Raw genomic sequence first — 12,106 nt, forward strand, 5'->3', positions numbered from 1 at the left:
TTGTCACTATATTTAAAGGATTTACGTAGCATACGCGTAAACACCAATTCAAATTAAAATAGCCAGACGGAACCTTGATGACCCATAACCAGCACTCTCACTTAAAAGATTTAGAAGCTGAATCTATTCATATATTAAGAGAGGTGATGGCGGAGTTTACTAATCCTGTGATGATGTACTCCGTGGGCAAAGATTCCGCGGTTTTACTGCATTTGGCTCGCAAAGCCTTTTTCCCAGCAAAAATTCCTTTTTCACTGCTTCACATAGATACCGGATGGAAGTTTAAAGATCTCATTAAGTTTCGCGATGAAACTGTTGAGAAATATAATCTAGATTTAATCGTGCATTGCAACCCTGATGGTATAAAGCAAAGTATTAACCCATTTAAGCATGGCAGCGCTGTTCATACCGACATTATGAAGACTCAAGCTTTAAAGCAAGCACTAGAGGCCGGCGGTTACGATGCGGCCATTGGCGGTGCAAGAAGAGACGAAGAGCGCAGTCGAGCGAAGGAACGAATTTACTCATTCAGAAATGCAAATCATGGCTGGGATCCTAAAAACCAGCGACCAGAACTGTGGAATATATATAACGGCAAAGTAAGAGAAGGTGAGAGCATTCGTGTTTTTCCTTTGTCTAATTGGACAGAGTTGGATATTTGGCAATATATAGAATCTGAAAAGATAGACGTGGTGCCTTTGTATTTTGCGGCCTCAAGACCAGTAGTAAAAAAAGAAAATACTCTGTTGATGGTAGACGATGAACGTTTTCCTGTTGCCAAGGAAGATGTGGTTGAACATAAAATGGTTCGATTTAGAACACTTGGGTGTTATCCCTTAACGGCGGCAACAGAATCAACGGCCACAACAATTCCCGAATTAGTAAAAGAAATTTTATTAAGCCATTTCTCAGAACGACAGGGCAGGCTTATCGATCATGATCAGGCTGGGTCTATGGAAAAGAAAAAGTCTGAGGGGTATTTTTAGTGAGTAATGAAAATGACGCTATTAGCCAAGAGTTTATTAAAAACAACATAAAAGGCTATTTAGATGCGCACCAGCATAAGTCGTTATTGCGCTTTATTACCTGTGGCTCAGTGGATGACGGAAAAAGCACGTTAATAGGCCGGTTATTGCTGGACTCAAATGCCATTTTTAAAGATCAAATCGATACCTTAGAACAAGACTCCAAACGATATAATTCAACTGATCAAGCGGTAGACCTGTCTCTGATTGTGGATGGTTTGCAGTCGGAACGTGAACAAGGCATTACTATTGACGTGGCCTACCGGTATTTTGCGACGTCAAAGCGTAAGTTTATTATTGCAGACTCACCAGGGCACGAACAATATACCAGGAATATGGCCACCGCAGCCTCAACGGCTCAAGCGGCGGTTATTTTGATTGATGCCAATAAAGGCTTGCAGCCACAAACCAATCGTCACAGTTTTATCGCTTCGTTGCTTGGCATTAAACATATTATTGTGGTGGTCAATAAGATGGATCAAGTGCAGTTCTGTGAGTCGGTATTTAATAATTTAGTGGCAGACTATAAAGCACTTGCCGAGCAGTTTGATTTTACGAATATCACCTATTTACCTGTTTCAGCCATTCACGGTGACAACGTGGTTCATCGTTCAAACTCTTGCCCTTGGTATCATGGGCCAACGTTAATACAGTGTTTAGAAAGTGTGCCCATTTTTAAAGGAGCTTATAACAGCCATTTCCGATTTCCTGTGCAATATGTAAATCGAGCGGATAGCAACTTTAGAGGATTTGCTGGAACTATTGCGTCTGGCTCAATTAGAGTGGGCGATGAAATCGCGGTGCAGCCAAGCGGAAAAACCTCAACAGTAAAAACAATAGTCACCTTTGATGGCGAGTTGTCAGAAGCTGAGGCAGGCCAAGCGGTGACTCTGGTATTAGAGGGTGAAGTTGATATCGGCAGAGGCGATTTATTAGTTCATAGTAATCAATTAGCCTTGGTTTCGAACAAGCTTAACGTTGACGTTATTTGGATGTCGGAAACGGCGATGATCCCAAAAAAGCAGTATGACTTTAAATTTGCATCTAAGGTGGTGAGTGGTTCGTTTTGGGCATTAGATCATAAAGTTAATATAAACAATTTAGAAAAACAGGACGCTTTACGTCTTGAATTAAACGAAATAGGTCAGGCTCAGTTGTCGCTAAACCATAGGGTAGCAGTGGACGCTTATAAACAGAATAAAACAACAGGTGCTTTTATTGTTATCGACCGAATGACAAATGCCACAGTGGCAGCAGGTATGGTAAATGCACTGAACAGAACAACAGAAAGCGAACATCAATTTTCAGAGTTTGAACTAGAATTTAACGCATTGGTAAGAAGGCATTTTCCACATTGGGAATCGAGAGACATTTCTAAGCTTTAACGAATAATGAGCGTAATCTATGAATGAAATACTCGTACTGGTCATTTTTGCATGTACGTTAATAGGACTTGTTAAGTTTCAGGACAGCCCAGAGAAGGTTTTTGGCGTTGCTAGCTTAACTTGTTTAGGGTTTAGCTTTGTATCAACTCAAGAGTTGTTGGTGAATGCGGTAAACCCAGGTTTAATTACTCTTATACTATTAGTGATTTGCGCTTTTGTATTAGAACGTACTAGCTACATTAGACGTTTGGCCCAGCTGTTAATAGGGCCTACGGTTATCGCCACAAATTTGAAAACGCTATTATCTACTTTTTTTGCCTCGGCATTTTTGAATAATACAGCCGTGGTGGCAACACTAATTAACCCAATTAAATCGAATAAGCTAATCCCCGCCAATCAATTATTGTTACCAGTTTCCTACGCCGCCATCTTGGGAGGCACACTCACACTTATTGGTACTTCTACCAACTTAATAGTTAACTCAATGTTAATAGAAAAAGGTTACAAGGGTTTCCAGTTTTTTGACTTTTTTGTGGTGGGCTTAAGTATATCGCTGGTGTGCCTAGTTGTTGTTATGATTCGAATGGTGAGACTGAAGGGAAAGATATCTGAGGACACAGACAGTCCTATCTATTTTTTAGAAGCGACAGTGGAAGCCGAGTCACCGCTAATTGAAAAAACCGTTGAAGCCAATGGCCTTAGAAATATTGATCAGCTGTTTTTAGTAGAGATTGTAAGAAGTGGACGATTGATTTCACCTGTGTCTCCTGCGGAGGTTATTTTACCCAACGATCGACTTATTTTTTCAGGGGATGTAACAAAAGTAAGTGTGCTGCAGCAATTTGAAGGTTTGTCTTTGTATGCTGAAGTAAATGGCGAATTACGAGACAATTTGACGGAAGTGGTTATTAAACCTGGCAGTGCAGTGATAGGACGTTCAATAAAAAGCAGCGGTTTTAGATCACGGTTTGATGCTGCCGTGGTCGCCATAAGAAGAGACGGTGGGCGCTTATCCGGTAAGTTGGGTGAAATTAGAATTAAGTCCGGTGACTTTTTAGTACTGGCTGTAGGTGCTGACTTTAATAAACGACAAAACATCACCAAAAATTTCTTTTTATTGAATGACATGCAACTTGAAAATGCACTCTCAGGCTGGCGAGAGAAGTTAGCATTATGGGGGTTTATTGGTGCTGTACTGATATCAATATTTAGCCCCATTAGCTTACTAACCAGTTTTATTTTTTATCTTGCGGTGTTGGTTGCCACCAATTGTTTAGACTTAAATGAAATAAAGCGACGATTCCCATTAGAGCTTTGGATAATAGTAGTGAGCGCACTCACCTTAGCGACCTCATTGGACAATGTTGGTTTGAGTGGACACCTTGCTGAAATTATTGAAACATCATTGTCAGGCCTTCATGTATGGTGGGCTTTTGCTTTTGTATTGCTGGTGACTATGGTGCTCACGGAGCTGATCACCAACAACGCAGCGGCTGCCTTGATGTTTCCGTTAGCGTATTCAATTGCCGTTGGTTTTGGTGTTGATATTGTGCCCTTTATTATGGCGGTAGCTTTTGGTGCTAGTGGCAGCTTTGTTAGCCCTTATGGGTATCAGACAAATTTGATGGTATATAACGCGGGCAGTTATTCTTTAAAAGAGTTTGTTCGTTTTGGTTGGCCAATATCTTTGGTTTATTTGGCCATGGCGTCCATTATGATCCCTATTGTATTTCCGTTTTAACTAAGCACAAAAAAAGCCCAAGTCGTTTTCACGCTCAGGCTTTCTCATTATTTTTAAAGAAAAGGACTAGTTTTCTAATCTTACTTTTTTAAACTTATTTGCCATTAAGATAGTCGCTAAAGGCTTCGCCCAAAAGAGGGTGGCGTTTACTGTATTCAACAAAGGCTTTCATGTAACCAAGTTTGTCGCCACAGTCATGATAGCTGCCTTTCATTACATAAGCGTTTACTTGTTCCCAATCCATTAGCGTAGCTATGGCATCGGTAAGCTGAATTTCATCGCCTGCGCCTACAGGGGTTTTTTCAAGAATGTCCCAAATATCACCAGATAGAACATAACGTCCTACTACTGCTAAATTAGATGGTGCGTCTTCAACATTTGGCTTTTCTACCATGCTTACCATGGCTTTTGATTCGCCCGCTTTGATTTTTACGCCATCTACGTCTGCAATACCATATTTATTCACGTCTTCATTTGGAACAGCGTCAACCATGATTTGGCTAGCTCGCGTTTCATTATAAAGACTGATCATTTCCGCTAGGTTGTCTTGCTTTAAATTGCTGTCGTAGTCATTAATCATAACGTCTGGCAGTACCACGGCAAAAGGGTGGTTACCAACTAGTGGACGCGCACATGCTACTGCATGGCCTAAGCCTTTAGCTTCACCTTGACGTACATGCATAATAGTTACGTCTTTTGGGCAAATGGCCTGAACTTCATCAAGTAATTGTCTTTTTACACGTTTTTCAAGAATGGACTCAAGCTCAAAGCTTTTGTCAAAATGGTTTTCTATGCTGTTTTTAGACGAGTGAGTCACTAAGATTATTTCTTTAATTCCCGCCGCGATTATTTCATTAACCACGTACTGGATAATTGGCTTGTCGGCTATTGGTAGCATTTCCTTTGGGATTGCTTTAGACGCAGGAAGCATGCGAGTGCCTAAACCGGCCACTGGAATAATAGCTTTTTTTACTTTTGATAACGATTTTGTTTGGTTTGTCATTGAAATCTCCTAAATGTCCTTTAATTCAATGTTATTGGATACTGATAATGCGCGTTTACCCTTTGTATTTAGCCAACAGGTTGCTGAAGTTAGTTCTTCACTACAACACTATTAGTACGACAATTGGCACCAAAATTCATGATGACATTAACAATATTCCAACTGCACTATAACAATATAATAGAATGACTTCATGAAATAATTATGACCTTAAATTGGCAATGGCTTTAAATATCTGTAAATCTAAGGTACATATAGGTTTGTTATATAAAAAAGAGCATTGGCATCATGAACGTGAGTTGGCACCCTCAGAAGGTTTCGCACCTGCAGCGGCAGCAATTTAATGGCCACCGTCCGGTTTTGTTATGGTATACGGGCTTAAGTGGCTCTGGTAAATCAACCTTAGCAAATGCCGTAGACGCATTATTGTTTGAACAAAACTGCCATACTTATTTGTTAGACGGCGACAATATCCGCCATGGGCTTAATGGCGACTTAACATTTTCCGACATAGACAGAGTCGAAAACATTCGACGCATTGGAGAAGTGAGCAAGCTTTTTATAGACGCGGGTTTAATTATATCTACTGCCTTTATTTCTCCTTTTAGTTCAGACCGAAAAATGGTGAGATCACAATTGCCAGAAGGGCAATTTATAGAAGTGTTTGTGGATACGCCTTTGCACGTTTGCGAAGCGCGTGATCCGAAAGGTTTATATAAAAAAGCCAGAAAAGGTGAGATCAAAAACTTTACGGGTATTGATTCCCTGTACGAACCACCAGAAAATCCAGAAATTCATATAAAAACCGGCGAACCAGGATTTGAAACTATTGAGGTGTGTGCGCAACACATAGTTACTCTTTTACTCAATATGGGCATTGTTTCAGCAAAATGAATTACGACGTATTTAATGGCGATGCCGACGGCATTTTGGCTCTGTTGCAGTTACGTTTAGCCGCGAAGAGTTCAGGTGATTCTGCATTATCAATGCGTTCGTCAGTAGAGTCGTCAATCAAAACACCTAATGAGCCAACGCTAATTACAGGTGTAAAGCGTGACATATCTTTGTTGCAGAAAATCCCCATCGATACTCTTAACAGCAACTCAGTGGTTACAGTGCTGGATATTTCAATGGAGAAAAACAGTTCTGCGTTAAAGCAAGTATTGAAAACTGGCGCAAATGTACTTTACATAGATCATCATCGTGCTGATGCTCATTTAGAGTCGGACAATGAGTTAGCAAAAGGCAACCTCCAAGCACATATTGATTTGTCGTCGGATACTTGCACAGCTTTAATTGTAGATAAGCTGATTGATGGTGCTTTTCACCACTGGGCTATTTGCGGTGCTTATGGTGACAACTTGGTTTCTATCGCGGATAGTCTATGTAAAGCCGCTAGCCTCAGCAATTTACAATCTGATCAATTAAAAACGCTAGGTATGCTTATTAACTACAATGGTTACGGTGCTGAGATAGGTGATTTGGCCTATCATCCGGCAGAGCTATTTACGCTTCTTTTACGTTATCAAAGCCCCTTTGAGTGCATTGAAGATCTGTCTTCGCCATATCATTTATTAAAAAGTAAATTTGAAGCTGATATGTCGCAGGCAAAACAGTCCGAGATAATATTTGAATCTGAGCATTTACATGCTTCTGTTATGCCTGATATGCCATGGAGCCGACGAATTAGTGGTACTTATGGCAATCAGTTAGCTAATGGAACACCAGAGCGTGCCCATTTGGTTTTTACTATTGTTGACTCTGAACACTACCTCGTTAGTTTGAGAGCGCCTCTTAACAATAGAGTAGGCGCAGGAGATTTGTGCTCTCAGTTTGATAGTGGTGGTGGACGAGCAGGAGCTGGCGGTATTAATCAGTTACCTCAATCGGAAGCTTTGGTTTTATGTCAACGAGTTCATGACTTTTATGCGAAATTAGACACTCGTTAATTAGTCATTCGTTAAATAGCCACACGTTAAATTACAGCCAACAGAAAATTTAATCGCTTTTTTACTTTTTTGTTCATGTACGTCCCTGTATATTAAACATTGCTAACAATAATTATAATAATAAGCACGGCAAACAAGCCCAAATGACCCGACGTAACTTTCTTGTTTTACTACTAATCGCAAAAGTCATCTTTTGTTTCATATCGTGGTACGTAATTGGCAGTATTACTAAGTTGGGCGATACTCAAGACTACCTCAGAGGTTATTTCTTATTTAGAGAAACTTGGACCTCCACTGCTTTCATAATGTCTATAACCGGTAAACTGTTTTCCAGTCTGGTAGGTTATAACGTTATTGCAAATTTTCCGTTCATGTTGATAGGCTTTTACGGTATCTACTTAGGTACCAAACAACTAGTTCTTACTAACTCGCAGTGGTTTGGTTTATTGGTCTGTTTGTGCTTTCCTTCCACGTTAATGTGGACCTCTATTCATTCTAAAGAAGCGGTATTAAACTTATTTTTTGGCGTGTTGGCGTTTTTACTTATCAAACGTTTAAATGGAGAGACTTGGAACGTTAAAGAAAAAATAATGTTGTTGATTACCTTTGCACTCATTAGCTTTTTTAAGCCTCTGTATGCCCCTGCTGTGTTTTGGTTTGCCTTTTATTCATCAACTTATAATCTTCGCGTAAAAAAATTACTTATAACCTTAACTATTAGTTTATTGGGTATAGCGTCCTTTATTGCGCTGCTGTATATATTTGAACAAGAGTTAGCTAGCTACCTTCAAACCTTCCACCGAAACTTTTCTGCAACAGGAGAGTTAACTCGAGTAGGCCGAGTATGGCAAACGGTGGACGACTTTTTACTCGATGCTTTAAATGGAATGCTCATCGCCTTTGTTGGCCCTACTTTTAACGAGGCTGCTGATAAAATAACCTTGCTGCCGTTTTTCTTTGAGGGTATAGCAACGTTATTTATATTTGCGGTATTGTTGCTCAAGTCTGTTGCTGCACCTAAAGGCATGTACGTACACACCTTTTTCATGTTGTTTGGCGGCGTTGTGTTGTTTTTCTTTGCGCAATATCCACTAGGCTTTTTTAATCCAGGTAGTGCCCTGCGTTATAAACAGGCCTTCCAACCCTTCTTGTTTATTATGTTTTTTTATTTTGCATTTAGCAGTCGCAACGGGCAAGTGAATACCCAAAAGAGTGGTCAGAAGTATGTTTCCTAAAATTTTTATTCAATCTATTTCTTTGGTATTGATTCAGTGGTTAGTCATCAAGTTTGTTTTGAACAATGAAGGCGTGGAGGGAATAGGGCTTTATTTCCTTTATATAAGTATTTTGTCGCCTGTTTTTATGTTTTTCACAGGGCACTTTAAAAACTACGGGACGCAAAACTTATACGGTGATTGGCCAACGCTGGTTAACATTAGGCTAATGCAGCTCGCCGCAACTTCTGCTTTTGTTGCTATTGCGTTTGTTTATTTCCCCTCTGCTATTTTTCTACTTGTTGTTGCACTCAAGTTGTTTGAAGTTGGGGTAGATACCAAACTTGCCCAAGAAACACGAAGAGGCCGTATTCACGTTACTTTTTTATGTATAGTTTTAAGCCTTGTATTAATGGCTTTTGCTACGTTTTATATAAGTGACGTAGAAATTTTAGTTATTTGGTTTTTAACCATCTTCACTGTATTTATTCTAAGTGTGGCTGTGCCACAAAAAAAGGAGTTGAGCCTAAATTCTGTACCAGTAAGACATTCATTTTTAACCATATTAAAAAGCGTAGGTTTACAGTCTGCCGTTGTTGCATTAGTGGGTACCGTACCAAGGTTATCTTTAGAACACTTTGTTGGGCTAGAGGCCCTCGCAGTGTTTGGCACCATGAGTTATTTTGTATTGCTGGCACATGTCATCACTATGTCTGTATTTCAAAGTAGTATTAGCAATGAAAATGAAACGCTCAGTTTATTAAAAGTTAAAAAGAAACTGTCCTTGTTGTTGTTAGTGGGACTTTTGGGCTTAGTTATCTCTTATTTTATTCACCAGCCTCTTATAGAAATTATTTTTGATGAGTCTATATCTCAGCATTCTCATTGGTTACCTTGGTTTGTGGGTTATATTGCAATTTGGGCCTTGGTTTCATTTTTAGAGCAAACAGCTATACAACAGGGCGGTTCTAACTATTTAGTTAAGCTCAATTTAGGTATTTTGGTTGTTGCACTAATAACGTGTCCGGCGCTCATTTACTTTTTCGAATTTAATGGCGTTGTAGTATATATGTATGCATTGAATACTGGTAAGTTAGTGTTGTTGTGGTTGTACCTGACCAAAAAGGTTAGGCTTGAGCATTAGGCAGTATCTAAATGAAAACATTATTATTTGTAGTTAATGTAGATTGGTTTTTCAAATCTCACCGTCTTCCTATCGCTGTAGAGGCAATAAAGCAGGGTTATGATGTGCATCTTGCCTGCTTAAATACTGGCTTATTTCCAGAGCTTACTAAGCTGGGTATTACCTGCCATAACGTTCCATTTTCGCGTTCAGGTGTGAATCCTTTAAATGAATTTAAGTGTATGTGGGTGTTGGCACGTTTGATTAAACGACTGAAACCAAGCTTAGTTCACACCGTCACCATCAAACCAGGTTTGTATACTGGTTTAGTATCAAAATTTGTAAAGATACCGGCTATCGTATTTGCTATTTCAGGTTTAGGTTTAGTTTTTTCTTCTAAATCGCAACAAGTTAAACGTCGTTTAGTTGAGTTGTTATATCGTGCTGCTTTTAGCCATAAGAATAAAAAAATAATTTTCCAAAATCCAGTAGATAGAGAAACCTTATTGAAGGTATTAAAGACGCCATTGGATGTAGCAGAAATGATTAAAGGCTCCGGCGTTGACTTAAACGAGTTTAACTATGTTGAGCCACCAACTGGTGATGTAAAAGTAGTTATGGCCGCTCGTTTACTTAAAGATAAGGGCGTTTATGACTTTGTGGACGCCGCACGTTCATACTCCGATTCGCACGCCAAAATGGAAGTGGGATTTGAGACTAAAGTAGAGTTTGTATTAGTAGGTGGTCCTGATTTAGAAAATCCGACCAGCGTCACACCTGCAGAATTTGAAAGCTGGCAACAGTCTAATTTTATTACCGTATTGGGTTCGCGTTCAGATGTGTCTGATATTTTTCAAAATAGCCATGTGGTGGTATTGCCTTCTTATTATGGTGAAGGTTTACCTAAGGTTCTAATTGAAGCCGCTGCTTGCGGTAGAGCCGTGATCACGACGAATAACCCTGGTTGCATTGAAGCTGTGATCCCTAATGAAACGGCGTTGATTATTGAGCCTAAAGATTCATCGGCACTGCTTGGTGCTATTTGTGACTTAGCTTTGAATGAAAGTAAACGTAAACAAATGGGTATTAAGGGCAGAGAGTTTGCCTTGAATACTTTTAATGTTAAAGCGGTTGTGCAACGTCATTTGACGATTTATAAGATGTTGGAATTAGAACAGTGAAACGAATATTAATTACCGGAGCGAGCGGCTTTGTGGGTAGCCACGTTGTCAATTATTTTGCTGATCTTGTTGGCGATTATGAGGTAATCGCGGCGGTAAGAACCTTACCCTTGAATACTGAATCTCCCTTGTTATCACCGAAGTTATCGCCGAAGTTAACGCTCATTGCCGTGGGGAATTTAACCGATCAAACTCAGTGGCAACAAGTCCTGCAAGATGTTGATGTAGTTATTCATTGCGCGGCGATTGCTACGGCACTGAACTCTGATTCATTGGCAGAGCAAAACAATGATTTTACTATGGTGAACACCTTGGCCACATTACATTTGGCTCGCCAAGCAGCCGAAGCTAAGGTAAGTCAGTTTGTGTTTATGAGTAGTATAAAAGCTGAAACCGCCGATGATGCTTATGGAAAATCAAAACAGGCTGCTGAAAAAGGGTTGCAAGCTCTTAATACTGATATGGTGGTGAGTATTTTAAGGCCGTCTATTGTTTATGGTAGCGGAGTAAAAGGGAATATTGCCAGTTTAACTAAAGTCTTAAAAAAGCACATACCTCTACCATTTGGATTAATTAAGAATAAACGTAGCTTTTTATCAGTACAAAACTTAGTTGGGCTTATTCAATATCTTATTGAGCAGAATAGAGCCGGTGTTTACAACGTATCTGATGGTCAAACAATTTCCACTACTGATTTGCTCAAGGCGATGAGGGCAGGAACGAACAGTAAAAGTATTTTATTACCAGTGCCTACCAGCGTATTTAAACTTGCCGGCAGGTTGCTGAACAAACAAGATGTTATCAGCCGTCTGGTGGGTGACGCTGAAGTGGATATTTCACATACCTTAAAAAACACAGATTGGAAGCCAAGTGGGAACACGGCTGAATTAATCACACAGTATTTAAAAAGTGAGCGATAACATGTTACGAATTCTTGATATTTTGTTTTCTTTAATGGGTCTGGTTTTAGGTTTTCCTATATTGCTGGTTATTTATTTGGTGGGTTTGTTTGATACTGGCTCACCGTTGTTTTTTCAACAACGAGTTGGTCGAAATAAAAAGCCGTTTACGTTAGTTAAATTTAGAACTATGTCGGTGAATACTAAGTCTGTTGCCAGTCATTTAGCCAGTGCATCAGCAATTACGCCTTTAGGTGGTTTCCTTCGTAAAACCAAATTAGATGAACTTCCTCAACTTTGGAACGTACTAAAAGGTGAAATGAGTTTAGTTGGACCGCGTCCAGGTTTGGACAACCAACTTGAGCTTACCAATGCCCGTGATAAACATGGCGTTTACAGTGTGAGACCTGGCATTACAGGAAAAGGCCAAGTTAATGATATTGATATGTCGACGCCAGAACGTTTGGCCAAAATTGATGCTGAGATGATAAATGAGTTATCCCTCAAGTCGTATTTTGTGTATATCATTCAAACAGTAACGGGAAGTGGTCAGGGCGACCGAGTCGGCTAGCAATGATGTTTGTCT

The 12,106-nt window shown here is 39.7% G+C and carries 11 protein-coding genes; 10 read left to right on the forward strand and 1 reads right to left on the reverse strand.

The features are described 5' to 3' along the window. Window positions 1–77 precede the first annotated feature (77 nt). The 3 genes from cysD to ABD009_RS07225 are packed head-to-tail and all read left to right on the forward strand — an operon-like array spanning window position 78 to window position 4,151. Window positions 78–986 (forward strand): sulfate adenylyltransferase subunit CysD, encoded by a 909-nt coding sequence (gene cysD, locus ABD009_RS07215; protein WP_343824050.1) that lies wholly within the window; start codon window positions 78–80, stop codon window positions 984–986. Beyond that, a complete protein-coding gene (gene cysN / locus ABD009_RS07220; RefSeq protein ID WP_343824052.1) occupies window positions 986–2,410 on the forward strand; it encodes a sulfate adenylyltransferase subunit CysN in 1,425 nt (474 codons plus the stop codon). The genes cysD and cysN overlap by 1 nt, the downstream gene beginning before the upstream one ends. Before the next feature lie 19 nt (window positions 2,411–2,429). Next, a complete protein-coding gene (locus tag ABD009_RS07225; RefSeq protein ID WP_343824054.1) occupies window positions 2,430–4,151 on the forward strand; it encodes an SLC13 family permease in 1,722 nt (573 codons plus the stop codon). Between the two features lie 94 nt (window positions 4,152–4,245). Here the strand turns inward: ABD009_RS07225 and galU are convergent, their stop codons facing one another. Then, the gene (galU, locus tag ABD009_RS07230; RefSeq protein ID WP_343824056.1) at window positions 4,246–5,154 is read right to left on the reverse strand and encodes a UTP--glucose-1-phosphate uridylyltransferase GalU; all 909 of its coding nucleotides are present in this window, start codon (window positions 5,152–5,154) and stop codon (window positions 4,246–4,248) included. A gap of 288 nt (window positions 5,155–5,442) precedes the next feature. On the opposite strand from galU, the gene cysC reads away from it, so the two are divergent. The 7 genes from cysC to ABD009_RS07265 all read left to right on the forward strand — a co-directional run bounded on the left by cysC (window position 5,443) and on the right by ABD009_RS07265 (window position 12,091). Then, complete coding sequence (gene cysC, locus ABD009_RS07235) at window positions 5,443–6,048, forward strand: adenylyl-sulfate kinase (protein WP_343824058.1); 606 nt, start codon at window positions 5,443–5,445, stop codon at window positions 6,046–6,048. Next, window positions 6,045–7,103 (forward strand): DHH family phosphoesterase, encoded by a 1,059-nt coding sequence (locus tag ABD009_RS07240; RefSeq protein ID WP_343824060.1) that lies wholly within the window; start codon window positions 6,045–6,047, stop codon window positions 7,101–7,103. Before cysC ends, ABD009_RS07240 begins: the two co-directional genes overlap by 4 nt. 143 nt (window positions 7,104–7,246) lie before the next feature. Further along, window positions 7,247–8,338, forward strand: a complete 1,092-nt coding sequence (locus tag ABD009_RS07245; protein ID WP_343824062.1) for a hypothetical protein — start codon at window positions 7,247–7,249, stop codon at window positions 8,336–8,338. Further along, window positions 8,328–9,461, forward strand: a complete 1,134-nt coding sequence (locus ABD009_RS07250) for a polysaccharide biosynthesis protein (protein WP_343824064.1) — start codon at window positions 8,328–8,330, stop codon at window positions 9,459–9,461. Before ABD009_RS07245 ends, ABD009_RS07250 begins: the two co-directional genes overlap by 11 nt. A gap of 11 nt (window positions 9,462–9,472) precedes the next feature. Next, window positions 9,473–10,621, forward strand: coding sequence for a glycosyltransferase family 4 protein (locus tag ABD009_RS07255; protein WP_343824066.1), 1,149 nt, complete (start codon window positions 9,473–9,475; stop codon window positions 10,619–10,621). Then, on the forward strand, window positions 10,618–11,541 hold the full coding sequence (locus ABD009_RS07260) for an NAD-dependent epimerase/dehydratase family protein (protein ID WP_343824068.1): 924 nt from the start codon (window positions 10,618–10,620) through the stop codon (window positions 11,539–11,541). The genes ABD009_RS07255 and ABD009_RS07260 overlap by 4 nt, the downstream gene beginning before the upstream one ends. Window position 11,542: 1 nt before the next feature. Then, window positions 11,543–12,091, forward strand: coding sequence for a sugar transferase (locus tag ABD009_RS07265; protein ID WP_343824070.1), 549 nt, complete (start codon window positions 11,543–11,545; stop codon window positions 12,089–12,091). Window positions 12,092–12,106 lie beyond the last annotated feature (15 nt).

The organism is Psychrosphaera haliotis (assembly GCF_039523615.1).
Taxonomy (GTDB): Bacteria; Pseudomonadota; Gammaproteobacteria; order Enterobacterales; family Alteromonadaceae; genus Psychrosphaera; species Psychrosphaera haliotis.